Origin of the sequence: Nitrospirillum amazonense (assembly GCF_029594735.1) — a bacterium.
Classification (GTDB): domain Bacteria; phylum Pseudomonadota; class Alphaproteobacteria; order Azospirillales; family Azospirillaceae; genus Nitrospirillum; species Nitrospirillum amazonense.
The window spans coordinates 1,223,923-1,249,889 of record NZ_JARPAF010000001.1 but is presented as its reverse complement, the minus strand read 5'-3'; the positions used below and the strand labels follow the sequence as shown (position 1 = coordinate 1,249,889).

Annotated in this window: 23 protein-coding genes; 8 read left to right on the top strand and 15 right to left on the bottom strand. The window is 66.8% G+C overall.

Annotated features, from left to right (window positions below):
- Positions 1-8: 8 nt before the first annotated feature.
- Positions 9-2,066: a hypothetical protein gene (locus tag P5F91_RS05030; RefSeq protein ID WP_186454867.1), complete on the bottom strand. Its 2,058-nt coding sequence runs from the start codon at positions 2,064-2,066 to the stop codon at positions 9-11.
- A 3-nt stretch (positions 2,067-2,069) separates the two neighbouring features.
- Complete coding sequence (locus P5F91_RS05025; RefSeq protein WP_186454866.1) at positions 2,070-3,941, bottom strand: glycosyltransferase family protein; 1,872 nt, start codon at positions 3,939-3,941, stop codon at positions 2,070-2,072.
- Positions 3,942-4,465: 524 nt separating this feature from the next.
- On the opposite strand from P5F91_RS05025, the gene P5F91_RS05020 reads away from it, so the two are divergent.
- Positions 4,466-5,194 carry a sulfotransferase domain-containing protein gene (locus P5F91_RS05020; protein WP_186454865.1) on the top strand — a complete coding sequence of 243 codons (729 nt, stop codon included), beginning with the start codon at positions 4,466-4,468 and terminating at the stop codon, positions 5,192-5,194.
- A gap of 145 nt (positions 5,195-5,339) precedes the next feature.
- Here P5F91_RS05020 and nhaA read toward each other — a convergent pair whose 3' ends face one another.
- Positions 5,340-6,521: a Na+/H+ antiporter NhaA gene (gene nhaA / locus P5F91_RS05015; RefSeq protein WP_145612398.1), complete on the bottom strand. Its 1,182-nt coding sequence runs from the start codon at positions 6,519-6,521 to the stop codon at positions 5,340-5,342.
- 114 nt (positions 6,522-6,635) lie between these two features.
- A complete protein-coding gene (locus P5F91_RS05010) occupies positions 6,636-7,310 on the bottom strand; it encodes a class I SAM-dependent methyltransferase (protein ID WP_211107023.1) in 675 nt (224 codons plus the stop codon).
- 277 nt (positions 7,311-7,587) lie between these two features.
- On the opposite strand from P5F91_RS05010, the gene P5F91_RS05005 reads away from it, so the two are divergent.
- Positions 7,588-8,787 (top strand): NADH:flavin oxidoreductase, encoded by a 1,200-nt coding sequence (locus P5F91_RS05005; protein ID WP_277906693.1) that lies wholly within the window; start codon positions 7,588-7,590, stop codon positions 8,785-8,787.
- A gap of 60 nt (positions 8,788-8,847) precedes the next feature.
- Positions 8,848-9,192 (top strand): ArsR/SmtB family transcription factor, encoded by a 345-nt coding sequence (locus P5F91_RS05000; RefSeq protein ID WP_277906692.1) that lies wholly within the window; start codon positions 8,848-8,850, stop codon positions 9,190-9,192.
- Positions 9,193-9,208: 16 nt separating this feature from the next.
- On the opposite strand, the gene P5F91_RS04995 is transcribed toward P5F91_RS05000, so the two are convergent.
- The 9 genes from P5F91_RS04995 to P5F91_RS04955 form a co-directional block, all read right to left on the bottom strand.
- Positions 9,209-9,517, bottom strand: a complete 309-nt coding sequence (locus tag P5F91_RS04995; RefSeq protein WP_145612394.1) for a hypothetical protein — start codon at positions 9,515-9,517, stop codon at positions 9,209-9,211.
- Positions 9,518-9,652: 135 nt separating this feature from the next.
- The gene (locus P5F91_RS04990) at positions 9,653-9,958 is read right to left on the bottom strand and encodes a hypothetical protein (protein WP_145612393.1); all 306 of its coding nucleotides are present in this window, start codon (positions 9,956-9,958) and stop codon (positions 9,653-9,655) included.
- An 85-nt stretch (positions 9,959-10,043) separates the two neighbouring features.
- Positions 10,044-12,833, bottom strand: coding sequence for a DUF5695 domain-containing protein (locus tag P5F91_RS04985; protein WP_277906691.1), 2,790 nt, complete (start codon positions 12,831-12,833; stop codon positions 10,044-10,046).
- A 95-nt stretch (positions 12,834-12,928) separates the two neighbouring features.
- Positions 12,929-13,825 (bottom strand): LysR family transcriptional regulator, encoded by an 897-nt coding sequence (locus P5F91_RS04980; protein ID WP_145612392.1) that lies wholly within the window; start codon positions 13,823-13,825, stop codon positions 12,929-12,931.
- A gap of 106 nt (positions 13,826-13,931) precedes the next feature.
- Positions 13,932-14,966 carry a hypothetical protein gene (locus tag P5F91_RS04975; RefSeq protein WP_145612391.1) on the bottom strand — a complete coding sequence of 345 codons (1,035 nt, stop codon included), beginning with the start codon at positions 14,964-14,966 and terminating at the stop codon, positions 13,932-13,934.
- 74 nt (positions 14,967-15,040) lie between these two features.
- Positions 15,041-15,535 carry a DoxX family protein gene (locus tag P5F91_RS04970; RefSeq protein WP_145612390.1) on the bottom strand — a complete coding sequence of 165 codons (495 nt, stop codon included), beginning with the start codon at positions 15,533-15,535 and terminating at the stop codon, positions 15,041-15,043.
- Positions 15,532-16,269: an HvfC/BufC N-terminal domain-containing protein gene (locus P5F91_RS04965; RefSeq protein ID WP_277906690.1), complete on the bottom strand. Its 738-nt coding sequence runs from the start codon at positions 16,267-16,269 to the stop codon at positions 15,532-15,534. Before P5F91_RS04965 ends, P5F91_RS04970 begins: the two co-directional genes overlap by 4 nt.
- Positions 16,253-17,101, bottom strand: a complete 849-nt coding sequence (gene bufB / locus P5F91_RS04960; RefSeq protein WP_277906689.1) for an MNIO family bufferin maturase — start codon at positions 17,099-17,101, stop codon at positions 16,253-16,255. The genes P5F91_RS04965 and bufB overlap by 17 nt, the downstream gene beginning before the upstream one ends.
- Before the next feature lie 165 nt (positions 17,102-17,266).
- Positions 17,267-17,536 (bottom strand): BufA1 family periplasmic bufferin-type metallophore, encoded by a 270-nt coding sequence (locus P5F91_RS04955; RefSeq protein WP_145612387.1) that lies wholly within the window; start codon positions 17,534-17,536, stop codon positions 17,267-17,269.
- A gap of 210 nt (positions 17,537-17,746) precedes the next feature.
- Here P5F91_RS04955 and P5F91_RS04950 point away from each other — a divergent pair, with 210 nt between their 5' ends.
- On the top strand, positions 17,747-19,093 hold the full coding sequence (locus tag P5F91_RS04950; protein ID WP_186454863.1) for an amidase: 1,347 nt from the start codon (positions 17,747-17,749) through the stop codon (positions 19,091-19,093).
- Here the strand turns inward: P5F91_RS04950 and P5F91_RS04945 are convergent.
- Positions 19,090-19,302, bottom strand: coding sequence for a hypothetical protein (locus tag P5F91_RS04945; protein ID WP_145612385.1), 213 nt, complete (start codon positions 19,300-19,302; stop codon positions 19,090-19,092). The genes P5F91_RS04950 and P5F91_RS04945 overlap by 4 nt on opposite strands.
- 181 nt (positions 19,303-19,483) lie before the next feature.
- Here P5F91_RS04945 and P5F91_RS04940 point away from each other — a divergent pair, with 181 nt between their 5' ends.
- A complete protein-coding gene (locus tag P5F91_RS04940) occupies positions 19,484-20,920 on the top strand; it encodes a M20/M25/M40 family metallo-hydrolase (RefSeq protein WP_277906688.1) in 1,437 nt (478 codons plus the stop codon).
- Positions 20,921-20,934: 14 nt separating this feature from the next.
- The gene (locus P5F91_RS04935) at positions 20,935-22,242 is read left to right on the top strand and encodes an MFS transporter (RefSeq protein ID WP_277906687.1); all 1,308 of its coding nucleotides are present in this window, start codon (positions 20,935-20,937) and stop codon (positions 22,240-22,242) included.
- A gap of 93 nt (positions 22,243-22,335) precedes the next feature.
- Here the strand turns inward: P5F91_RS04935 and P5F91_RS04930 are convergent, their stop codons facing one another.
- Positions 22,336-22,641 (bottom strand): hypothetical protein, encoded by a 306-nt coding sequence (locus P5F91_RS04930; RefSeq protein ID WP_145612383.1) that lies wholly within the window; start codon positions 22,639-22,641, stop codon positions 22,336-22,338.
- Positions 22,642-23,069: 428 nt separating this feature from the next.
- On the opposite strand from P5F91_RS04930, the gene P5F91_RS04925 reads away from it, so the two are divergent.
- A complete protein-coding gene (locus P5F91_RS04925) occupies positions 23,070-24,164 on the top strand; it encodes a YyaL domain-containing protein (RefSeq protein WP_277906686.1) in 1,095 nt (364 codons plus the stop codon).
- A gap of 202 nt (positions 24,165-24,366) precedes the next feature.
- Positions 24,367-25,959: a methyl-accepting chemotaxis protein gene (locus P5F91_RS04920; RefSeq protein WP_422394454.1), complete on the top strand. Its 1,593-nt coding sequence runs from the start codon at positions 24,367-24,369 to the stop codon at positions 25,957-25,959.
- Positions 25,960-25,967: the final 8 nt, after the last annotated feature.

Here is a 25,967-nt window from a genome sequence, read left to right as displayed (position 1 = left end):
GGAGAGCCTCATGGTTCCGCCGGCGTGGTGGTTTGTTCCCGCAGTAGGCGCAGGACGCGATCCCGCTGTTCCGTGATCACCCTCAACTGTTCGTCCGTCCGCCGCCAAAGTTCCAGCCGCTGCTGCGCCTGGATGGCCATCGCGTCGGCCCTTGCTCGCAGGTCGTCACGTTCATGATCGATCAGAAGGGAACGATAGGCCCGCACCTGTCCGACGATTTGGTCGCGCAACGCGTCGATTTCCGCCAACAAGGCCGCCTGCCCGTCGTTTTCACGCAACGCGGCCATCAGATCGTACAGTCGCGCGATGTCGAACAGCCCGTTGGCATCCCGCCTGTTGGCGTCCCTATCGTCCGAACCAACGCCGTGAACCAGTTCGGGCCGGATGATGTTCCTTTCGCACCCGCGCCCCAGGTCCAGGCCGTGGTTCTCCGGCAAGTGCTTCCCGATAGCCGAGAAGACTACTTGGTCGCCGCCCGCCACCATGGCGTCGAAGTCCAGCCAAACGCGCGGCTGGCCGCGCGTTCCCAGCTCCGCCTCCAAATTGTAAAGCGCCCAAAGCAGGTAGCAGTGGCTTGCCAGCAATCTATTCCGTCGCGCCAGCGAATGCGCCACCGGGCCGGGGTGGCGCAAGACGTGCAGGTAGCAGACCCGCGTCGGAAGCGCATCCAGAAGAGGTTGCCAGAACGGCAGGGTTCGGCACAGCCGGGGATCCTTCATAAACCAGAGGGACCTCCCGCCAGAGATATTTGACAGAAACGCCGACGCTCGGTCCATCCAGCGCGTCCCGCCTTCGCGGATCCGGTCGGCTGACACGGCGTCGACCGTATGCCAATCGGTGCCGGCGGCGGAGAGCACGAAATCGTTGATCGCAACGAGTTCCTCGTGCTCCCAATAGCCATCGGCATTGTCTTCATTGGCCTGGATGAAACGGTCGCCGGCGCAAACGCCGCGACCGCCAAGGCAACCCGCCAGGGCCGAAGTTCCACTGCGATGCATGCCCAATACGACGAAGCCGGTAGCCTGCTCCCTGACTATTTCCGGTTTTTCCCGGCGCAGCCAGTCGAGGTAGGAAGCCCCTGCCGTTTTCAGCGGCTGGGGAAAAGCGGTCATCAGGCCCAGATCCTCCCGAAATGGCAGGCGCATCGGCTTGGAGACTGGCATGCCGTTGTCAAAGCGGCCGAAAGCCCACCAGTCGGAAGGAATGCTCGGCATTTCCTGCGCCGCGATGGCGCGCTTGTACCAATGCCAGATTTCGTGGACATGCGTGTTGGCACCCGCATAGCGGTCGATCATGGCGTCGCCGGCGCCATTGACCTTGGTGAAGTGATAGAATTTCAACGGGCTGCCGTTGACCAGGATATCCCCGTTGCCAGTGATCCGCAGTTGTCGGCGGCTGAGGTTCCAACTGGCCACGTTGCAGCCCGGATCGCGTTCGATGCGCACGCCGTCAAAAAGCGCCGGGACCAGGTCGCACCATTTCTGGTCCGTGAAGAACCCGCTCGCCGGGTCGTCGTAACACGCGAGTCGCAACATATCCGCCCACCAACCGGCGAAGCGGCGCCCTTCTTCAACGTTGCGAACCGCTATGAAGCCAAGATTATAGGTTCCAAACTTCAAGGAGCCCAACTCGTTATCGGCGATGACAGCCAAGGTGTCATTAGGTTCCGTCTGGTGGGGGGTGAGCAGGATCGATCCGCCGTCGAGCCGGGCCAGCGTCCCATCGAGGGCCGAAAACACCGCGATATCGGGGTCGCAATAAACCACTGTTTCGCACCCTTGGCGCAGCATCTCCGCCAGCATCCTGCCCTTTACGGCGGTGCAGGCCTCCACCAGGTCATGACGGAAAATCCAGCTGTCGAAGGACGGAATGCCCAGGTCGCGCGCGAAGACCACCTTGTCAAAGCCGGCATGAGCCTCCGCTGCCGATACGGAGTCGGGCAGTTCATCGACGATCAGCGCCCAGACGGTCCAGTCGGGATGGACTTGGCGCAAGGTTTGGACCAGCACTCGCGCCCTCGACAGGTAGGTATAGGTAAAGCTGGTGAAGCAATGGACTCTGGACATGCTTTAGCCCCCCATCTCGTCGGGAATGGGGATCGCCATCGCCGCGTCATAAACGAACCGGCCCGTCATGATCCCCTCCCGCAAACGGCTACGGACATAATGGACAGCGTCGAAACTGGTGAAGAATTCTAGAAGCGCTCGGTCGGTGGCAAACGTCCGCCCACGGCCCAGCTGCGAGACCGTGGCGGCGGCATCGCCGCTATCATCAAGCGCCACCACGTCCGCCCCTGCCGCCAGCGCTTCACGGGTGCTGAAGGAAAAGGTTTCCGGCGAAACAGTCAGCACCAGCACCAAGTCTATGCCGTGGGTCTTCAAGGCGTCGGAAATGTTGGGAAGGCCATCCTGCATTTCGACGACGGGCACCTCAGTTACGCCGGAAAGGCGCCGGAAGCAGGCCGGCGTGGCGATGTGGTGTAGACGATAGCTGGGGCAGACACGAAGCGCCTGGACCAGTTCCTCGAAAATTTCCCAGCCCTCGTGGAAGGTCGGCGTGCCGACGAAGGCAACGCGGACGGGAACGCCGGGCAGGCCAAGGGTGGCTTCGTCATCAAGGAGATGGCGCGCACCCTGCTCGACCCAGCGGCTCAGCGGGACGACTCTTGTCGGGAGCGTCGGCAGCGGCGTGCTCTTCCGCCACAGGTCGAGTGCTGACTGCGATGGCGCGACCACTTGCAAATCGATGGCGGCGAACAGCCTTCCCAGGCGGCGGGAATGGGCACTCCTCGTTTCACCGTGGAGACAAATGCGGCATGCCGGGCTGTCTGGCGGTGGCGCTCCGCAAAACGAGACGTCGTTGCGCAACAGCAGGTGGTTGGCGCAGATGGACGAGAAGTCGTGCACCCACAACCAGTTACGGCCAGCTCGCACCGCCTGCTGTAGGGCGATCAGCCCGTCGATCCGATGTCCCAGAAAGCCATGGATGGTGAACACGCGGTCTATAGCGCGGTCACTGAAGGTTTCCGAGAGGACCTGGGCAAGCTCGTCATAGTCCGTTAGCCCAGCCTGGATGCCGTTCACGCTTACCTCAATCAACCTACCGGCCACCCCTTCCCGGTCGATCGACAGGGATGGAACGCCCGGCTGGATGTGGATGTAGGTGTAGCCAAGGGCGTTGAACCGCTTTCGCTCATAAGGGATGAGGATGACCCTTCCACCTATGGCGCGGGCGTCTAGGCTGTGGCTAATGGCGAGGACCACGCCCCGAACGCTGCGTATGGAGGCATGAAGCTCCGACCCGCCGGTGCTGGCCCTGATATCAACGGCCACGGCCTCCGCCAGGCGTGTGCGGGATAACCTGGTAATCGCCAGGGGGGGCTCGCCATCGTCCCGCCGTTGCAACGCCGGAAGCATTCGCCGGATGGCCTGTCCATGCCGATCCTCCGGCTGGGCACGGCGGCCTTCGGCCCGGCCCGCCACGACGTAATGCCAGAGTGGATTGATGCCTGCGGCCGCCACGTCGGGGTTGGATGTCAAATAAAAGAGGCTGTCGAAGGTTGAGCTGGGGTTGCGGCCTTCACGCCAGCCGGTTTTGCAATAGTGTAGTAGCAAGGCGGTGTCAGACAGCGCACCGGCGGCCCCACCAAGGTCAGGATAGGCCGTCCGATAGAGAATGGTGTCGAAGTGGGGGGCGATTGTCGCCGCGATCGGATCGTCGATGCCGGCACCATTGCTCAGCGCCTTACCGTCGAGTGGCGCGGCCGCGGCCATGGCATGGACATGGGAGAGCGCGAGGGAAAGCGGTAACCCCCTGGCGAGGAGATGGTCGGCCGTGAGGCGAAGCGCCTGCACGGAGAAAGCCGTGTATGATTGGGGCGGCCTCGCCATGGTGCCGATCCAGGCGTCGCGTTGTTCCGTCCGGCCATCATCGCGCGTCATGTGGATTTCCACTCGGCCGGCATCGATTTCCTGCTGCGTCAATGGCAGGACGGAACAGATATATGGATGAAAGGGAGTATTATTAATCAGGACGGAGTGAGTCTCAGCTGGGACTAACAGCCTGTGAGGAGTGTTAAATGACACGGAATCAAGCTTAAGCAGAGCAGTGCTGTCAAGTATTAAAATCAGCATAACATTGCAGAACTTATCGGAAAAACATATTACATTCACTGTAAAGCCTCTTTATGTCTTTCGGGAAGGCCAGAAGTTATAGAAGATATTCAGATGCGGGATATCATTACACAATATTCGATACCATGAAGCGTTTAGAACGGCAAGGCTGGGCGAGTGTCCGCAACGTGCGGGGGGGGGGCGCCGGGCGCGAAGCGACCTTGCCGTCGTGTCTTTGGTCCAGAGTGGTTTTCTGGCATTAACATGAACATGAGGGTCAGATCTGTGGCGGCGAGGTGGGCGGTGGTCGCAAGGATCATTCTAATAGGATTCCGGAGAATGGGCGGGTTGCAGTGAAGGGGCCGGATTTCCTGGGGATCGGGGCGCAGAAGTCGGGGACAACCTGGATTTATGAGAATCTGTCGCTTCATCCCAAAGTCAGTTTTCCCGCCGGGAAAGAAGTTCATTTCTGGGACGCTGGGCGGGACCGGGGAGTGGACTGGTGGATGGACCAATTTGGCCCACGGCAGCCCGGCATCCGAAAGGGGGAAATCACCCCTGCCTATTCCTTCATCGCGACGGACGTCATCCGTGAATTGCACGGCCTATGTCCGGATTTGCGCCTGTTCTACGTCCTGCGTAATCCCGTGGAGCGCGCATGGTCGGCGGCCCGTATGGCCGTGTTGCGTGCCGAAATGACGTTGGAGGAAGCCTCTGAGCAATGGTTCCTTGACCATTTTCGCTCCGCCGGTTCTCGGCGCCGAGGCGCCTACGCGGAAGCGATTGGCCGCTGGCGCTCCGCCTTCCCGGCGGAGCAGTTGTTGATCGTGTTCTTTGACGATCTACGGGAGCGGCCACGAGAATTTCTGTCCCGATTGTGTGACCACATTGGTGTTGATGGCCGCGCTTATGATGCCACGTCGGACGAGGCCTTGCAGCGGGCTGTGTTTCGGGGGCCGGAGGCACCGCTACCGCCCCGGCTCCGGCGCGACCTTATCAACTTATACCGCGCGCCGGTGGAGGAGCTGGGGCATGTGCTGGGCGTTGACCTCTCTCACTGGTTGGCGGAGCCGGTGACCTAGGTGTTCGTCCCGAGGACTGATGCTGTGGTTTAGCCTGGACCACCGGGTTCCGCCGTCCATGATCTGCAGCTGAATTGCCGAGGATCAGCCGAAGCCCGCCGAACGTCCATCCGGTGCCTAGTTCGAAGCCCCTGCGAAATAGGGCTCACTTCCGACCTCGCGTCACGGCCAGCCACAGCCCGCCGCCCAGGGCCGAGATCAGCGACCCGCTGAACACGCCCAGCTTGGCCTCACCCGCCAGGCCCGCATCGGGGAAGGCCAGGCCGGCGATGAACAGGCTCATGGTGAAGCCGATGCCGCACAGCATGGCGATGCCGTAGAGGGTGCCCCAACCGACCTGCGCCGGCAACTGGGCCAAGCCCAGGCGCACGGCGCCCAGCGTGAAGGCGAAGACGCCCAGCTGCTTGCCCAGGAACAGGCCCAGCGCGATGCCCAATGGCACGGGGTCCAGCAGGCTGGACCAGTCCAGGCCCTGGAAGCTGACGCCGGCGTTGGCGAAACCGAACAGGGGCAGCACGCCGAAATAGACGAGAGGGTGCAGGGCCGACTCCAGCCGGTGCAGCGGGGACCGGCCGGCGGCCTCGTCCTCCTCGCTGCCTAGGGGGATGGTCAGGGCCAGCAGCACGCCGGCCATGGTGGCGTGGACGCCGGAGCGCAGCACCGCCACCCACAGCGCCAGGCCCACCACCAGGTAGGGCGCCAGCCGGCGCACGCCCAAGCGGTTCATGCCAATCAGCACCGCCAGGGCCAGGGCGGCCAGGCCCAGGTCCGGCCAGGACAGGCCGCCGCTGTAGAACAGGGCGATGATCAGGATGGCCGCCAGGTCGTCGAAGATGGCCAGCGACGACAGGAACAGGAAGGCGGAGCGAGGCAGGCCGCGCCCGAAGGCCGACAATGCCGCCAGGGCGAAGGCGATGTCGGTGGCGGCCGGCGTGGCCCATCCGGCCAGCGCATCGGTGTGACCCCAGTTCAGGGCGATGTAGATCAGCACCGGGAACAGCACGCCGCCCAACGCCGCGATGCCGGGCAGGGCGATCTGCGACGGGCTGGACAGGTCGCCGCCCACCATCTCCCGCTTGATCTCCAGCCCCACCAGCAGGAAGAACAGCGCCATCAGCAGATCATTGACCCATTGCTCCACCGACAGGGTGGCGGGGCCGACGCCCAGCGGCGCGTGCAGCGCGTGGAAATAGCTTGGCGCCAGGCTGGAGTTGGCCACGGCCAATCCCGCCAGCGATAGGGCCAGCAGCAGGATCTCGCCCCAGTTATCCAGCGCCAGGAAGCGCTCCACACGGTAATGGATGTGGCGGACCAGGGACTGGATCATGGGGGGCAGGCCTGCGGCTCAAGGGCGGGTACCCGTCCCACTTTACGGACGGGGCCGCCAATTGCCACCCAAAGCCGCGCTGGCCGGCCAGAAAGACTGGCCGGGCGATAAAGCTCAGTGATGCCGCGCGCTCATGACGGCGAAGCGCCAGGACTTGAAGGCGCAATCCACATCGCGCAGCCCCGCCTCCGCCATCCACATCAGCTGTTCGCCCAGGGTGGCGCAATGATCTTGGCGCAGGCGGTCGCGGGCGCGGGACAGCTCCACCGTCGGCACGCCCAGGTCGCTGGCTTCCGATTGCCACAGCCGGTCGTACTGGCTTTCCACCTCGGCGGTGGGGCCCAGCACCTGCTCGGCGCTGATGAACAGGCCGCCGGGGGCCAGCGCCTGGTTGATGCGGCCGTACAGGTCACGCTTGGCGTTGTGGTCCAGGTGGTGGATGGCGAGGGAGGAGATGACGAGATCCCACGGACCGGTCAGATCGGCCTCCTCCAGCTCCGCCAGGGCGAAACTGACGCGGGCGTCGCCGGCGAAGCGGCGGCGGCTCTGCTCCATGGCCTGGGGCGTCTCTTCCACCAGGTGCAGGTGGGCGTGGGGCAGGCGGGCGCGCACCAGCGAGGCGAACAGGCCGCCGTTGGCGCCCAGGTCCAGCACCCGGGGCCGGGTGGGGGCGCCCCAGTCGTCGATCAGGGTCAGCGCCGCGCCGTAGAAGGCATCGAAACAGGGGATCAGGCTCCGCTGCAGCGCATCATTACGCCCGGTTTCCAATAGGCTCGCACGGGCTGACACGGGTGCCGCCATCCTGCTGTCCTCCTGCTGTCACGGCGCCGGCTGGCGCGCATAAACCCAATCTGCGTCTGCTGTTTTGCTGGCCTCTTCAAAGCCTGTCATCAAAGCGTAGCGCATTTCTCAGCGCTTACCATAGCCGATCAAATCTTAAGGATTGGTTGGTTTGCGGCGCAACATTTCATCCGCGCGAAAATGTCGCCAAACCAGGCACTTGATATATCGAGAAAACGCGATATACCGAAACATCTCTTCTCCGCCAACCAGCCAAAGGCCCTCCATGGACACCGCGACCCCCGCCCCGACCGCCAATCCCGGCGCGACTCCGGCCGCTTCTGATGCCGGCATCGGCACCCATTCCGTCAACGCGGCGGTGGCGCCCTTGTTCCAGCCCTTCGCCTTTGGCCGGCATACCCTGGCCAACCGTCTGGTGATGGCGCCCATGACCCGGAGCAAGTCGCCGGGCGGGGTGCCCACCGATGATGTGGTGGCCTATTACCGCCGCCGTGTGCAGGGCGGCGTGGGCCTGCTGATCACCGAGGGCACGACCATCAACCACCCGGCCGCCAACGGCTATCCCCAGGTCCCGGCCTTCCATGGCGAGGCGGCCCTGGCCGGCTGGAAGCGGGTGGTCGATGCCGTGCATGCCGAGGGCGGGCGCATCATTCCGCAGCTGTGGCACGTGGGCATCGCCCGCCGCCCGGGGGTGGAGCCGGACCCCAGCGTCCCGGGCTACGGCCCCTCCGCCATCGTCACCCATGGGGTCGAGGTGGTGCGGGCCATGACCCAGGCCGACATCGACGCCGTGGTCGCCGCCTTCGCCCAGGCCGCCGCCGATGCGGAACGCCTGGGCTTTGACGGGGCGGAGCTGCACGGCGCCCACGGCTACATCATCGACGACTTCTTCTGGGAACAGACCAACCAGCGCACCGACGCCTATGGCGGCAGCCTGGAGAATCGCACGCGCTTCGCATTGGAGATCGTGCGGGCCGTGCGCGCCGCCGTCAGCCCGGACTTCCCCATCGTCTTCCGCTTCTCGCAATGGAAGGGCGTCGATTACAACGCCCGGATCGCCCAGACGCCGGAAGAGCTGGGCCGCATTTTGAAGCCCCTGGCCGAGGCCGGCGTGGACATCTTCCACGTTAGCACCCGGCGCTATTGGGAACCCGCCTTTGACGGCTCCCCCGACACGCTGGCCGCCTGGACCAAGCGCCTGACGGGCAAGCCCGTCATCGCCGTGGGCAGCGTGGGGCTGGACGGCGCCTTCAAGGTCGGCATGTTCGCCAACCGCGACGCCTTCGAGGTGAAGCCCACCGACGTGGACCAGGCGGCGCAGGCCCTGGCGCGGGGCGATTTCGACCTGCTGGGCGTGGGCCGGGTCTTGCTCAGCGATCCCGATTGGGCCATCAAGGTCCGCGATGGCCGCGTGGGCGAGGTGATCCCCTTTGACCGCGCCGCGCTGGACCGGCTGGTGGTTTGATGAAATGGCCGGGGAGGGTGGTGAGCCCTCCCCGGTTTCACGGGTGTGGATGTCGACGCGATGGATGTGGAAGCGATCCTGAAGGCCCTGGCCAACCCGGTCCGGCGCGACATCCTGCTGTGGCTGAAGGACCCCGCCACCCACTTCGGCCCCCAGCCCGACGGCTACCCCGTCGAAAAGGGCGTGTGCGTCACCCGCATCCTGGAAAAGACGGACCTGTCGCAGTCCACCGTCTCCACCTACCTGGCCATGCTGCAACGCGCCGGCCTGCTGACCTCCCACCGCGTGGGGCAATGGACCTTCTATCGACGCGACGAGGCGCTGATCAACGAGTTCATGAGCACGTTTGGCAAGCAGCTGTGCCAGATGCTGAAGCGGGGCGATTACCAGGGCGGCGGCGACTGAGGCCGCCGGCACTGCCTCAACGGTGCAGCCAGAACCTGTCGAGCAGGTACAGCGCCCCCACCCAGGCCAGCACCATGGCCAGGGCGTGGTGTTTGACGTAGGCCGGGAACTTGCGCGCCGACAGCAGGATCAGCACCGGCACGCCCGCCACCACCAGCGGCATCAGCAGCCACACCATGCCGGGCGCCGCACCGCCCTGGGCGCCATCATTGGCCGCCACCACCGTCAGGAACAGGGCGGGAAAGATGGCCATGCACCCGCCAACGATCAGCAGGAAGCCCAGCGCCCACAGGGCGACTTTGCAGATTCGGTCGAGACGGGTCATTTTGGAGGCCGGCATGGTTGTGGAGCGTCGCACCCGCTTTCTATCGCACCGGACAGGGTGTGGGTGAAAGGGGTGGATTAGCTCGCTCCCCATGACACTGATCGTCTCCATGGGGACCGGCTTTGGAAAGCCAAGTCACCAGAATAAGGCACCCCATATCAGGTATATGGCCAAGGGCACGGTGAAGACGGCGATCCAAGCGATGACCGTCGCCCCCAGTATCCTCCCCCGTTTGTCGGGATATCCATGAAGGCCATAGACCAGGGCGATCCCACTGCCGATAGCCATCACTGACATCGAGCCAATGATGATATTCGCCCTGACATCGAAACCGATTGCGTTGAGCAGATACGCAATTCCGGCCACCAATATCCCGAAGACGATCAGCAGAGCCGCACCGATCAAGACACCCAGGTCATAGCCATCAAGTTTGAAGCTCACAGACGCCAACATCCTCAATAATCTTATGGGACAGCCTCGGCGTTGTGGGCATGTAAAGCAAGAAGCGGTTGGCTTGGTGAGCGGGTCACATCCGCTCCACCGCCACTTCCCGCACCCCCGCCGGCAGCGCCACCGTCACCCACGGTGCCTCACCCGCCACCGTCAGCACGCCGCCTCCCGTCACCTGATAGCGCCCCTTGGGCAGGCCTCGCAGGCGCAGGCTGGGCGGTTGGCGCTGGGGCTCGCCGTCCAGGGTCAGGCGCAGGCGGGCATCCGCCGGGTGCCAGGCGATGCTCTCGCCGGGGGCGAAGCGGGCGCCCTGCACCTCCAGGTCCAGGCGCTGGCGGGCCAGGCGGGCGTGTTGCAGCCGGGCGTGCAGGCGGCGGCGGACGCCGTCGCGCGGGGTGATCTTCAGCCAGCCGTCGTCCTCGGCCAGCGTGCCGCCGAAGCAGAAGCGGCCGAATACGGGGTCGTCGCTGACCAGGGTGGCGGCCATGCGCAGGGCGCCGCAGAAGCCCAGGTCGCTTTCGCTGGAATAGTACCAGCTGCCCCGGTGGTGGGGCTGGCCCAGCCAGGTGGTGCCGTGGGATGCGGGCTCGAACCCGCCGCCGGAGGCGCCGTCGTTGGCCTGGCCCGGATACCAATAGCCATAGCCGCTTTCCGCCGTGCCGCTGTTCACCAAGGCCCAGGCGCTCATGAACGAGGTCCACGCCAGGCGCAGATGGGCCCGCCCGTCTTCGGCATCGTTCAGCGCATGGTCCGCTAAGGCCCAGCCGCCCATCTGCGCCATGTAGGTCAGGGTGAAGGCATCGCCGCCGGCGGCGCGATAGTCGCTGCCCAGATAATAATAGGCGGGTTCGATGGTGCCGCGGCAGAACAGGTTGGCGGCGATCTGGGCGTCGGCGAAGCGCCGGGCGGCGGTCCGGGTGACGGGGAAGCCCGGCTGGCCGGCATGGTCCAGGGCGTAGCGGGCCAGGGCCTGGGTGGATTCGAAGCCAGTGGAATCGAAGGGATATTCCGAGCCGAAGAGATCGGGCTTGCCGTTGACGAAGAAGTCGACCTTGCGCACCCAATGGCCGCGCAGCTCCGCCGCCTGGGCCGTCTTTCCCGCCGCGTCCAGGGCGTCGATCAGCTCGGGGATCACCACCTCGTTATAAAAGCCGGTCTCATAGGCGCTCCACTCCTCGATCTTCATCGGGATGGTGAACAGGGCGCGGGTGGTGCCGTAGGCCCGCTCCAGGTAGGTCGCGGCGTCCAGCCGGGTGGTGATGCCGGGATAGCGGGTGGCGACGCGGTAGAGGCCCAGGTACATCGCGATGATGTGCGGGTAGTCGTAGGGCCGCCAGTAATGCTGGCGCCCCTTGGGGCCGGGGTCGGCGCTGTCCCGGTTCTTCTTCCAGTCGGGAATGCCGTAGAGGGCGTAGCTGTCCTCCTCCTCCGTCGTGCGCTGCAGCCCGCCCCAGACGAAGTGCTCCACATAGTCATCAAGCGCCGCCACCTCCGCCTGCACCGGGTGCTCGGCGTTCTTGCTGGCGAGGTAGGCGGGTTTGCTCAGGCCTGGATCGTCGCAGCTCACCTCATAGATGCGCCAGCCTTTGATGCGGTCGTAATTGTCGGGGCCCAGCAGGGTCTGGGTCTCCTGGTTCCATTCCGCCAGCAGGCCGTTGTACCACTTGGCCGGGTCGCGGTGCTGGTGGGCGGCGATGAAGGCGGCGCGCTTGGCAATCAGGGTTTCCACCGGCTCGGTGGCGAAGAACTCCAGATGCGTGGCGCGCCCGTTTCCGTGGCGGATGGTGACCAAATTCTCGCCCAGGCGGCGGAAGCGCAGCTCATAGATATGGCGGCCGTTGCGGATGCCCAGGTCCAGGATGGTGGTCTGGTCGGGATATTCCGCCTCGATGGCCCCGATGGTGTCCAGGGTGCGCAGCGCGATGCGGCCCGGCAGGTCGGTGGGCAGGGTCATGCCCTGCGCCACCTCCACATCGATGCCGCCGTGGGCCACCAGGGTGTCGCGCACGCCGGCATAGTCTTGCGCCCAGGTGAAGCGGGCGCCGAAGCGGCGGGTTTCGTCGGCCCCGAGGGTCAGGCTGGTCAGCGGCTGGCGCCAGCGGCCGCCTTCCGCCCGCATGGCCTCGCCCGTGGCGGCGGCGTGGATGAAGACCTGATAGGCGCGGTAGGGCCGGACGGGGCTGTCGCTGTCCTGCCGGGCGCCTTGGCGCGGCTGCCAATATTCGAAATGCGTTTCCCGCTCCGGCGTCATGACCAGATAGGGGCCGACGCTGTTGGACCGCATCCAGAACAGGAAGGAGCCATGGCCGGAGACGAAGCTGTGCTTCAGCACCGCGGATGTCGCCGGCTGCTTGGCCTTGAACTCGGTATGGAAGGGCAGGGGCAGGGCCAGGTCGCCGATCTCCAGCGGGGCACTGGTGCGGTTGGTCAGCGCCACCTGCCAGGCGAGATCGCCGTCGGCCACGCCCAGCCGCAGAGTCAGGCCCAGGGCCGGCCCGGACTCATCAATGATCTCGTACTCGGCCATGCGGCTTTGGGTGTTTGGCTGATCCAGGCGACTGGGTGTCAGGCTGGCCGTGTCGATCGCGCGCCAGGGGGCGCCGCCATCGCGGCGATAGGCCAGGGCCACGTGGCCCAGCGTCTGCCCAGGCTCCAGGTAATCGGTGTCGAAGGCGTCGCCGGATGCCCGCAGGCTGGTCAGGCCGGGACCGTCGAAGGTGAGGGCGAAGGTATGCGTGGCCGGCTTGGCCGCACCGGCCATCGCCGGGGCGCGGCTCGCCAGCATCGCCCCGGCCGCCACGCCACCGGCGGCCAGCATGACGTCACGGCGGCGCGGCCCCTCGGCCGGCTTGTTCTCACGCTTCATGATCGCAGGGCCCCTTGCCAATCCGTTCCTTCAGCCCTCTTTGGCGGGGCCGATTTTGGATACAATATACAGATTGGCTGAAGCCGGGAAGGGGTTTAGGCGGCGGCTGTCTGTGCCGTTCCTCCCCAGTCGTAACGGCGGGCCAGGGCCATGAACTCGCGCAGGGCGGGGGAGTGGCGGCGGCCGGCGACGCTGGCCAGGCTGACGGTGCGCGACAGTTCCGGCTCGATCAGGGGGCGAGTGGCGATGCCGGGCAGCATGGGCAGGAATTCCGGCATCACGGCGCAGCCCAGGCCGGCCAGGATCATGGCCTGAATCCAGTCCTCCCGCTCGCTTTCATAACAGACGCGGACGTCGGCGGGGTCGGGGATGCCCAGGCTGTCGAAATGCTGCGGATATTCGCAGTTCACCCGGTTCAGGTAGTCTTCCTGGTCCAGTTCGGCCAGGGGCACCACGTCCATGGCTTCGAAGCGGTGGCCGGGGGCGAAGGCGACGGTGTAACGCTCCTGATACAGGGGCCGCGCCTCCACCCGTTCCGGCAGGTCGGGCAGGCCCAGCAGGGCGCAGTCCAGTTCCCCCTCCATCAGCAGGGCCAGCACCTCGCGTCCCGGCGCGTCGCGCAAGGCGACCTCCACCGAGGGCAGGGCGGCGCGGAACCGCTTCAGGAAGCCCACCAGGCGGGTGGGGCCGATGGTGCACATGACGCCCAGGCGCACCCGGCCCTTTTCCAGCGTGTTGAAGCTGCGCGCCTCCAGCTTGGCGGACTCGCTGGCATGGAACACCGCCTCCAGGTGCGGGCGCATCAGGCGGCCCAGGTCGGACAGATGGGTCAGGGTGCGTTCGCGCACGAACAGCGGCCCGCCCAGTTCCTCCTCCAGCTTCTGGATGGCCTTGGTCAGCGAGGGCTGGGCCACGCCGCAGGCCTCCGCCGCCTTGGTGAAGTTCAGGGTTTCGCACAGCGCCACGAAATAGCGCACCTGGTTCATTTCCATGGCGGGTTCATTTCCATGAGGGGCGTTTCCTTAGAAACGGCGGCGTCCGGCCTTGTTGAACCATGTCGGACGCCGCCTGTCGCGGGGAAACGTCGCCGCACGGGGCTCACGAACGCGGGCGCAGGCCCAGCCGGGTGTTGACGGCGTCGACCACATAATCATAGGCGGCCAGCAGGTGGACGCCGGTGTTGAGGAAGCTGCCGCCTTGGGGGCTGGGGCCACCGTTCAGGATGCGGCTGGGCGACGCCGTCTGGCTGGGGTCGCAGTTGACGTTGGGGCCCGGGCCATCGGCCGGCTGGGTATTGACGAAGCTGTAGTTCAGCGCGGTGGCGCCGGCCTCATCCTCCGCCTGAATGGTGACGGCGGTGTTCAGCCAAGGGATGGGGGGCTGGGGCTCGGGTATGACCCCGATGAACATGTTGGTGATGCCCGCATCCATCAGCATCTGCGCCTGGGTTTGGATGGGCGTTCCGCCCTGCGGCGTCACCGTCAGTTGCACCCAGGGCAGTTGCAGGCCGCTGGGGCTGCTGGAATCGGCCACCAGGGGCAGGAAGCGGTAGCCCTGCAGGCTGTCGATGGTCTGTCCCAGGGTCACCAGGCCGTGCCGGCCGTCCGCCTGCAAGGCCGCCGTCAGGGCATAGGCCGGCAGCACGGCGGGGTCGGGCTCCAGCATGTCGCGCAGGTTCAGGAAGGGGTTGTCCAACGCCGTGGCGGCATTACCGGATGGGGTCAGCGTGGCCTTGGCCTCCAGCCCGATGCCCACGCCCAGCATATAGACCGTGTCGTCATTGGTGCAGGCCATGACGCGCACTGGGCCCAAGACGGCGGTGCCCTGGGGTGTGCCGTCGCCCACCTGCAGGCCGGTGACGACCACGACGGGACCCGTGCGGGTGTTGCCGCTGGGCTCGTAGGTGAAGGTCAGCGTCTCCCCCGTGGGCTGGGCCCAGGGTTGGAAGTTGCCCGCGCCGTCCTGCAGCGTGGCGATGGGCACGACGATGCCGACCGAGCCGGTGTCGATATTCACGCCGTGGCTGGCCTGATTGGGGAAGAAAAGCGTGGTGGAAAACAGGCCGGGCAGGTCGCCCGCCATGTTGATGGTGGGCTGGAAGGTGATGATGTTGGTGCCGTACTGGATGCTCATGGTGTCGCTCCTCAGGCAGGATGGGACCGGCCTGAGAATGTCCGTGCGGCGGGTTTGTTCCAACCGTTATGATCTTACAAGTTGTGACCCGCCACCGGGTCCAGCCGCCGGCGGACCAGATGGTCCAGCGACAGGACGCCGGGGCCGCGCAGGATGATGGGGACCAGCACCGCCGACCACAGCAGATGGTCGGGCCAGCTTTCGGGATAGACGAAGATCTCGATCACCAGGGTCATGCCGAACAGGGCGCCGGCCGACAGGCGGGACGCCAGGCCGACGACCAGCAGCACGGCGCACAGGTTTTCCGTGATGCTGGCCAGCACGGCCGCCACCTCCGGCGGAACCAGGGGCACTTTGTACTCGTCCCGGAACAGGTCGAACGTGGTGTCGTTGATGTGGAAGCCCGTCACCTTGGTCTGGCCGGACCGCCAGAAGACAGTGGCCGCCGCCAGGCGCCACAGCAGGCCGTCCAGCCCCCGGGGGAACCGCTCCAGCCGGTGGATAAGGGCCAGCGCCAGGGCGATGGGCGCGGGCTTGTCGCTTGAGGGGGTGGTCACGGGCAAGGTCATGGCAATTCCACTCCGGTGAAGACCTGCGCCGCCAGCAGGCCGGTTAATTCGTGTTCCAGATTGAAGCCCGCGTCCAGGGCCAGCGCGTTGTCCCAGGCGCTGCCCAGGGGCAAACCGGCGCCCAGGGCCATCAGCAGGGCAAAGGCGCCAGACCCCAGGCGGATCAGCAGCACTTCGGCCGCCGGTCGCACCACCAGCAGGTGGGTGTCGCCGTCGGCGTCCAGGTCCACCGCCGCGTCGCCGGCGTCCGGCTGGTTGGCCCGCCAGACGCGGTCCACCGGCCAGGGGCTGGTGACGAAGCGATGGCTGGGGTGCAGGCGCCAGACGGCATCCTCCACCGCGTCGCCCAGGGCGGCCAGGACGCTCGCGTCCAGGGGGGCCGCCTCCGTCGCGTGGTAGGCATGGGTCCATGCCGCCTCCAGCCGGGCGACATCGGCCAGGTAGGGCAGCTGCCGCGCCACCTCCTGCCCGGTCAGCCACGCGGGGAAGCCGGTGCCGTACCGCAGCAACGGCGCCTCGCGCGGCGGTTCGTGGCGGACGTAGGCCTGGGCCAGGCCAGTGAAGCAGGCCTCGCCCACCAGGCGTTGGGTGACGGGGAAGCCGGCGGCAAGGACCGCTGCCAGGCCGCCCAGGGTGTTGTCACGGTGCAGGCCGGCATTGGGCAGGGGCGGGGTGCCGGCGGTGGCCAGCACCCAGTCGCGCATGTCGCGCTGGCGCTCAAGCAGCGTGGGCATGGGCCGCGTCCTTTCCGGGCAGGACCTCGGCGATGCCGTCCGCGGTGGCGGCCTCGGCCAGCAATTCGGCCAGGGGCGGGATGTTGGCGTCGCGCTCCACCAGGGTGGGGACGGGGCCGAAGCGAGTCAGCGCCTGGCGGTACAGGTCCCACACGGCGGCCGTCACGGGCGCGCCGTGGGTGTCAAGCAGCACGGCGCGGCCGTCGTGGGTGACGGGTTCATGCCCCGCCACGTGGATTTCGCCCACGGTGCCGATTGGCAGGGCGGCCAGGTAGGCCCTGGCGTCCAGCCCGATATTGTGGGCGCTGACGTGGATGTTGTTCACATCCAGCAGGATGCCGCAGCCGGTACGGCGGGCCAGTTCCGCCAGGAAGGCGGCCTCGTCCCAATCGCTTTCCGGGAAGGCCATGTAGCTGGACGGGTTCTCGACCAGGATGTGGCGGCGCAGGGCCGTTTGCGTCTGATCGATGTGATCGGCCACCAGGGACAGGCTGGCATCGGTATAGGGAATGGGCAGCAGGTCGTTGAGGTAGGTGCCGTCGATGCGGCACCAGGCGAGATGTTCCGACACCAGTTCCGGCTGGTAGCGATTCACCAGGGCCGCCAAATCGGCCAGGTGGTCGGCATCCAGCGGCTCTGCTCCGCCTAGGGACAGGCCGACGCCGTGGATGGACAGGGGATACGCCTCACGCAGCACGGTCAGCCAGCGGTGCGCCGGGCCGCCAGCCCCCATGTAGTTCTCGGCGTGCACTTCCAGAAAGCGCAGGGAGGGGCGGTGGGCCAACAGCTCGGCCGTATGGCGGGCCTTCAGGCCGATACCGGTGATGCCCATGACGGCGTCCCTTGTTTCACGTGTGCACTCAAGTGCCGGGCGCCAGCATACGCTGGCTTGGCTTCCTCCCTTTTCAGTCCGCTGACGCTTCCCGAAAAGGCCCGGCGGCCGTGCTTGCGGCCTACAGCGGCGTGGGCCTCTGGCCCACGCCGCTGAGATGACGGCTTACTTCTTGGCGGGTTCGGTGCTGCCGCCCGAGATCTTGGCGCAGGTGCCGGCCGGCACGGCGATGAAGGCGCCGGGGTCGCGGTCCTTCGTGGCATGGCCGGCGCAGGAGTTGCTGTCGGTCTTGCAGTCGTTGTGGCCGGCCTTCACGACGCCGTAGCACTTCTCCATATCCGCGGCCTTGGCCGGGGCGGCGGCCAGGGTGGCGCCGGCGACGGCGGTGGCGACGATCAGGCCCAGGCCCAGGCGGCGAGTGGTGGTGGTCTGCATTTTGAAATCCCCTCAGGTTTGGTGGGTGGTTGCGATGGGCTGACGCTAACCCCGTACCCCCCACCCTGTGAAATGCAGGGGGGATATGAATTCGATAGCGGCCGGATATGGCGTCCGGTTGTCGCACCTCTTGCCGGGTTGCGGGCGGGGTGCCGCCCGTGCCAGGGTTCCGCCGGCCCAGAAAAACGCCCCATCCCAAGGCGCCATCCCATGGATCTCAGCACCGCCCTCGCCGCCCTGAAGGACGGCACCCTGACCGCCCGTGACCTGGCCGAGGCCTGCATCGCCGCCCGGGCGGCGCGGCCCGACGCCCGCGACAATCCCTATGTCGCGTTCAGCGCCGGCCTGCTGCGCGCCCAGGCGGACGCCGCCGATATCCGGCGTGCAGCAGGCCGGCCGCTCAGCGAGTTCGACGGGATACCCCTGTCGCTTAAGGATAATTACGGTACCGGAACAGTTTGTGGCGGCACGTGGCCGGTATTCGCCGGGTCCCCCCGTCGCCTGCCGCCCATGTGGAACCAGCCGGGCGGCGTGGTCAGCCGCCTGCTGGCCCAGGGCGCGGTCGTGACCGGCAAGACCCGCATGGTGGAATTCGCCTTCGGCGGCCTGGGGGCCAACGGCCATTGGGGCACGCCGCGCAACCCCTGGGACCGTGTTCACCACCGCGTGCCCGGCGGGTCCAGCACCGGCGCGCCGCTCAGCCTGCATGAGGGGTCCGCCCTGCTGGCGCTGGGCACCGACACGGCGGGGTCGGTGCGCATTCCGGCGGCCTGGAATGGTCTTTATGGCTACAAAAGCGCGCGGGGACACCTGGCGACCGACGGCATCGTGCCGCTGTCGCCGCGCCTGGACACCGTGGGTATCCTGGCGCTGACGGCGGATGACCTGGCCCAAGGCTATCGCCTGTTGACCGGCACCGTCATCGATCCGCTGACGGACCCCAGCGTCATCCGTATCGGTCGCGCGCCGGTAGCGTTGTGGCAGGACTGCAGCCCCGGCGTGGTCGCGGCAGTGGACACCGCGCTGGACCGCCTGACCGGTCTGTTCCACCCGGTGGACAGCGTGACCATTCCGGAATTAGACGAGGCCTTGGCCCTGTTCCGCCGGGGCGGCCTGGCGGGGGCGGAGATTTATGGCTTCCTCGGGCAGGAACTGCCGGCCTGGCTGCCCAGTTTGGACGCCTATGTCGGCCCCCGTATCCGCGCTTCGGCCGATGTGCTGGACTATGACGCGCGCGTCGCTTTCCTCGACCGCTTCGCCAACGGCGTGCAGGCCCTATTCCACGACGTGGACATTTTGGCGCTGCCCACGGTGGCCATCACCCCGCCGCTGCTGGCTGATCTGGCGGAGCCGTCGGCCTATGGCCGCGCCAACCTGATGGCGCTGCGCAACTGCTGCGTCGCCAATCTGGGGGACATGGCGGCGGTCACCCTGCCGGTGGGCACGGACGCTGCCGGGTGTCCGGTGGGCCTGCAGTTGCTGGCCCCGCGCGGTGCCGACGCCCGCCTGCTGGCTATCGCGCGGGCGGCGGCGGCCCATTTGGCTGGGGACTATTAAGGGTTGGTTCGCAGGCGACGTAGCGCCGGATTGATGAAGTCGTCGACCAGCAAATAGATGCCGAAGGCCAGCAGGAAGCCACCCATGAACAGGCCGCGCCAGAAAATGGCATGGTGGGACAGAAGTTGCCGCTCAATGATGTAACCGCCGCCGCCGATCATCAACGCCATGACGACGAACAGGACGGTCTTGCGTATTTTCGCTCCCACGGACCCCCTCGTGCGAGAATTGCCCTTCGTGATCCTAACACAATTGTGTCGCGCGGGGCATGGCAGGGCTGTGGATTGCGACCATGCGCCCCGCGCGGTGGCACTTGCCTGCATGTCAGCGCTAACGCATCGTGGCGCCATAATAATCCGGCAGTTCAGTCACCAAACCACAGGGAACCCCATGCCCCAGCGCCATCGGTCTGTGCGTACGCTGTCCGTCCTCCTGCTGAGCGGGGCCATGCTCCATGGCGTGAACGCTTGGGCCAAGCCCGCCAAACCCGAGGCTCCCGTGGCCGAGGCGTCCGCCGTGGGGCCCGTTGACGACCATCCGGTGCTGCGGGAAATCGCCGCCCAGGTGGACCCGGCGCAGCTGCATGCCACGATCGAAAAGCTGGTATCCTTCGGCACCCGCCACACCCTGTCCGACACCACCTCCCCCGACCGGGGCATCGGCGCCGCCCGCGCCTGGGTCAAAAGCCGGTTCGAGGCCATCTCGAAGGACTGTGGCGGCTGCCTGACGGTGGTGACCCCGGCGCAGACGGTGTCGGGCAAGCGCGTGCCCACCCCGACGGAGGTCATGGACGTGGTGGCCGTGCTGAAAGGCACGGAGGAACCGCAGCGGGTCATCCTCATCGCCGGCCACCTGGACAGTCGCGTGACGGACGTGATGAACGCCACGGCCGACGCGCCCGGTGCCAATGACGACGCTTCCGGCGTGGCGGCGGCCATCGAGGCGGCGCGGGTGCTGTCCCACCACAAATTCCGCGCCACCCTGGTGTTCGCGGCGCTGTCGGGGGAGGAACAGGGCCTGCTGGGCGGCAAGGTGCTGGCCGATTACGCCAAGGAGCAGGGCTGGCAGGTGGAGGCCGACCTCAACAACGACATCGTCGGCAACACTCAAGGCGAGGACGGCGTGGTGGATAACACTCATGTCCGCGTCTTCTCCGAAGGCACCAAGGCGGTGGAGACGGTGAAGCAGGCCAACCAGCGCCGCTATTCCGGGGGCGAGGTGGACAGCCCCTCGCGCAACCTGGCGCGCTACATGGACAGCATCGCCACCCGCTACCTGGATAATTTCAGCGTGCGCATGGTCTACCGCACCGACCGCTTCGGTCGCGGCGGCGACCAGGTGCCGTTCCTCGAGGCGGGCTTCCCCGCCGTCCGCGTGACCGAGGCGCATGAGAACTACACCCGCCAGCACCAGGACTTGCGCACCGAGGGCGGGGTGCGTTATGGCGATACCATCGACGGTGTCGATTTCCCCTACCTGGCCCAGGTGACCCGCCTGAACGCCTTGACCATGGCCAGTCTGGCCTGGGCTCCCGCCCCGCCCAGCGACGTGAAGGTGGAGGGCGCGCTTAGGCATGACACCACGCTGAGCTGGACCAAGGTCCCGGGCGCCGTGGGCTATCGCGCCTGGTGGCGCGACACCCTGGCGCCCAGTTGGCAGCACGACCGCTGGGCCGGCGACGCCACCACCGTGACCCTGCCCAATGTCGTCATCGACGACTGGTTCTTTGGCATCGCGGCCGTTTCCAAGGACGGCTATGCCAGCCCGGTGGTCTACCCGGGCCCCGCCGGATCCTTTGTCGCCATGCCCGACCCCGCCGGCCCGTGAGCAGCAGAGACGTGATGAGCAGCACCCCTTCCAACGCCGCCGCCCCCGACCCTGCGCCCAATGACGGGCCGGCCCGCAAGGGCTGGGGCGGGGCGTTGCGCCACCCGGCTTTCCTGCGCTATTGGCTGGCGCGCATCCTGTCCATGGGGGCCCTGCAGGTGCAGGCGGTGGCCGCCGGCTGGGCCATCTACGACCGCACCGGCAGCACCATGAACCTGGGCCTGATTGGCCTGGCGCAGTTCCTGCCCTCCGTCGGCCTGGTGCTGGTTACCGGCCACGCCGCCGACCGGCTGGATCGCCGTCTGATCATCACCATCTGCGTGGGCGTGGAGGCTGCGGCCATGGCCCTGACCGGCGTGGTGCTGGCATCACCCGACCTGCCGGTGTGGCTGGTCTATGCCGCCGTCATGCTGTTCGGCGCCGCCCGCGCGTTCGAGGCGCCGGCGTCCTCCGCCCTGCTGCCCAACCTGGTGCCCAAGGCCGACTTTCCCAACGCGGTGGCCATCAGCTCATCCGCCATGCAGGTGGCGGGCGTGCTGGGGCCGGCGCTGGGCGGCGTGCTCTACGCCGGCCTGCATGACTGGGTTTTCGGTGTGGGCGCCGGCTTCCTGCTGCTGGCCGGGGTAATCGTGGTCGGTATATCCGCGCCCTCGCGCGCTGTGACCCGCGCCCCGGTCAGCTGGGACGGCATCCTGGGTGGCATCCGCTACATCCGCCAGCAGCCCATCGTGCTGGGCGCCATCTCGCTGGATCTGTTCGCCGTGCTGCTGGGCGGCGCCACCGCCCTGCTGCCGGCCCTGGCGCGTGACCAGTTCTCCGCCGATGCCGGTCTGTTGGGCCTGACCGGGCCCATGCTGCTGGGCGTCATGCGCGGCGCGCCGGGGGCGGGTGCCATCCTGGTGGGCCTGACCTTGGCCGCCTGGCCGCTGAAGCGCCGGGTGGGGCCCATCATGCTGGCCTGCGTGGGCGTTTTCGGCCTGGCCACCATCGTCTTCGGCCTGACCCATTCCCCCGCCATCGCCTTGCTCAGCCTGCTGGTCATGGGGGCGGTCGACATGGTCAGCGTCTTCGTGCGCCAGACCCTGGTGCAGCTGGGAACGCCCGATGAGATGCGCGGCCGGGTCAGTGCCGTCAGTGGCCTGTTCATCGGCGCGTCCAACCAACTGGGCGAATTCGAGTCCGGCCTGACGGCGTCCTGGCTGGGAACGGAATTGGCGGTGGTGGTGGGCGGCATCGGCACGGTGGCCGTGGTGGCGCTGTGGTGCCTGCTGTTCCCGGCCCTGCGGCGGGCGGACAAGCTGGACTGGTCCGCCGCCACCTGACGGAGGGCTTATCAAAAAAGCCAATAAAAAAGGAAGGGTGGGCAGCGGGCCCATCCTTCCTTTTTTAAAATCGAGCGCTGAGTGCGCGTACAATCAGCCCTTGGCCTTGAAAGCGCGCAGCTGCTTGTTGAACTCGTTGGCGATGCTCTGCATCTGGTCGACGGCGGCGTTGTACTTGGCGGAGCCGGCGGCCTTGTCGTTCTCCAGGCACTTCAGGAAGTCCTGCATGTCCGCCATGTAGCCCTTCACCGAGGCGCTGGCGCTGGTCATCTGCTCGGTGGTGGCGCCGGCGCCATCGGGGATGGACGGCGGGTTGGCGTGCGTGCTGCACTCGGCCAGCGCGGGGCCGGCGACAAAAAGGGAAACGGTGGCCAAAATGCCCAGGAACTTCGTGTTCATCGCTGATCTCTCTTCTCTGCTGCCCCGGTGGTCCGCCATTCTTTGCCGCGCAGCACAAGGGGGTGTTGGACCCAAAGCCTTATGCTGCACCTGCGACGGCGGCCAATTGTTTACGGGCGGTTTATTAGCAAAACCTTACCAAGATGAAAACAAGTCCCGCATGCATCGTTGGGCTGCGTTGCACGCGGGGTGGTGGAACCGGTGAGGTGTATATTTGGGCCGCCTACTGCCCCACCACCATCATTCCGACAAATTATGAGAATACATCTGTCGTTTGTTTTTGGGAAATTACCATGCATTTTAGGAAAGTTGCCCTGGCGGTGATCTATTTTTGCCTGGCAAGCCCCTTGGAGCCAGCGGCCGCGCAGACCTGTGTCGCATTGCAGCATGCCGTCAGGAGTGCTGCACCTGGATCGGGCCCCCGTTTCGTGATCAGCTACCCGGGCGACACCCATCCGGCCCTGGCGCACAGCGCGTTCACCTATGACAACGCCCTGACCACCATTGCCTTGGTGGCATGCGGCCATGTCGAGGATGCCCGCCTTGTTGGCGACGCCCTGGTGCGGGCGGCCACGACGGACCGGACCTTCAAGGACGGGCGGGTGCGTAACGCCTACCGCGCCGGTGCCGCCGCCAGCCCGCCCCTGCCGCCGGGCTGGTGGGATGACAAGGCCGGCCAGTGGGCGGAGGACGGCTATCAGGACGGCAGTGCCACGGGAAACGTGATTTGGGCGGCGCTGGCCCTGCTGACGCTGCACGAGGCTACGGGCGAGGTGGCCTATCGTGACCGCGCCGCCGGCCTGATGCGCTGGGTGGCGGATTTGATGGCGGACCCCGCCCAGCCGGGTGGGTTCATCGGCGGGCTGGACGGTTTCGATCCCGCCCAACAGCGCCTGAATTACAAGGCGACGGAACACAACATCGATGCCGTGGCGGCCTTCACCTGGCTGGCGCGCTCGACAGGCGACACCGCCTGGACCCGCCACGCCGCTCTGGCGCGGGGTTTCGTCGCGGCGGCCTGGGACGGGACGGAGGGGCGTTTCCGCATCGGCACCAAGCCGGACGGCCGCAGCTGGGCGCCCGGGGCGGCGCTGGACATCCAGTTGTGGGCGCATCTGGCCATCGGGGATGCGCCGGCCGATTGGCGCCGGTCGCTGGCCTGGGTGGAGAAGCACCATGCCAACGCCGGCGGCTTCGACTTCAATGACGACCGCGACGGCGTCTGGATCGAAGGCACGGCGCAGGCGGCCCTCACCTACAAGATGCTGGGGCAGCCGGACAAGGCGGCGGCGGCCCTGGCCACCGTCCAGGCAGCCAGGGAGCCGGGCGGGCTGCTCTACGCCACCGCCGCCGGCACGGTCAGCACCGGCCTGGCGGTGGGCCCAAGCTCAACCACGGACGACTTCCGCTATTACCACCAGCCCCATCTGGGCGCCACGGCCTGGGCCGCCCTGGCGGAGACGGACTGGAACCCCTTCACCGGCCAACGTGTGGAGGTGAAGGAAAGAGCCACGCGGCCGTAAGTCCATGACCAACCTATTCATCGTTTGTTAAGGGCGTTGACGGGAGGATTGAAGGCCCTGTCGTGCCGGTGGAACCGGGGGAAAGCAGGTCACAAGTCATCATTGCCGTGTTTCATGGGAGTAGACGATGAAGCTGGGCACGAAGATTCTGTCGCCGGTCATCATTCTTGCCATGGTTGCTTTCCTGGTCTTCTTGTCGGGTGTGGTAGGATTGTCCAGAGTCAATCAGGGCGCCAACGCCGTGGTCCAATCCAACACCCGGATCCTGACCGCCGCAGAACTTCGGGCCACCAGTCGGGCCCTGCAACGCGACGCCTTGAACCTCATCGCCGAGGAAGCGGCCGGCCGCGGCGAAATCCTGCAGCGCTTCAGCAACCGCTTGAAAGAAATGGCGGACCTGAACGATAGGCTGGAGCCCCTGTTGGTGGCGGCCAAGGCGCCGGAGGCAGGCCGCCTGGGGCCCCTGGAACGCGATGTTATGACGGCGCTGGAACTGGTACGCACCCAGGCTGCGGCGGGCAGAGCGGAGGAGGCGCAGGCCACATTCCGGACCCAGGTGCGAACGGCGGAGAGAGCGGCATCCGCGCTGACCGACCCCTTGATCGAGCGCGGCATCGCCCGCATCGCCGAGGAGGCAACCGACCTATCGGCCACGCAGTCGATGACCCTTGGAATCATGATCGCCACGGCGTTGCTGGGCATCGTGGCGGGTGTCGCGCTGTCACTGTTGATCGCCCGGCGCGCCGTGACCGAGCCCATCATCCGGGTCACGCAGGCCATGGCTCGTCTGGCCAGCAAGGACTACGCTTTCGACCTCGCCGGGGCCAACCGCGCGGATGAGGTTGGGGACATGGTGCGGGCCATCACCGTCTGCCGGGATGAGATGCGGCGGGCCGACGAATTGGAAGTGCAGCAGGCGCGCGACCGCGCGGAGCGGGAGGCCAAGCAGGCCCAACGCCTGGCCCTGGTGGAGTCCTTCGTCGCGCGGATGAATGGCATGTCGGGGGATTTGAACGAAGAAGCCGGCCACCTCCGCACCAGTTCCCAGCACCTGTCACAGGCGGCGCAGGAGACCAGCGTACGCACCGACCAGGCCTCCACGGCCACCAACCGGACGGCGGCCAACGTGCAGACGGTGGCGGCCGCGACCGAGGAATTGTCCGCCTCCATCCGGGAAATCAGCGCTCGCGCGGCGGAGACGGCCGGCACCTCCAGCACCGGTGCCGACGAGGCGCGCCGCGCCGCCAGCCAAGTGGCCACCCTGCAGGAGGCGACGGGCCAGATCGGCCATGTCGTGGACTTGATCAACGGCATCGCCGGGCAAACCAACCTGCTGGCCCTAAATGCCACCATTGAGGCGGCGCGGGCGGGAGAGGCCGGCAAAGGCTTCGCCGTCGTGGCGCACGAGGTCAAGGCGCTGGCGATGCAGACGGCCAAGGCCACGGACGAGATCCGCACCCAGGTGGCTGCCGTTCAGGGGGCGACCGGGGCTGCGGTGACCTCCATCGGGCACATCGTGGAGATGATCACCGCCATCAGCGCCATGGTTGGATCCATCGCGTCCGCGGTGGAGGAGCAAGCCTCCGCCACGGCGGAAATCACCCGCAACGTTCAGGAGGCGGCCAACGGCACCGATGCCATCACCGCCGACGTTATCGGCCTTGCGCGCACCGCCCGCGATACTGGGCGGGCAGCGGATACCGTGCGCGATGTGGCCGGCGGAATCGCCGTCCGCTCCAGCGATCTGAAAAGCCACGTGGGTCAGTTCGCCGACGCGTTGCGCCAGTCCGCCTGACAGCGCAT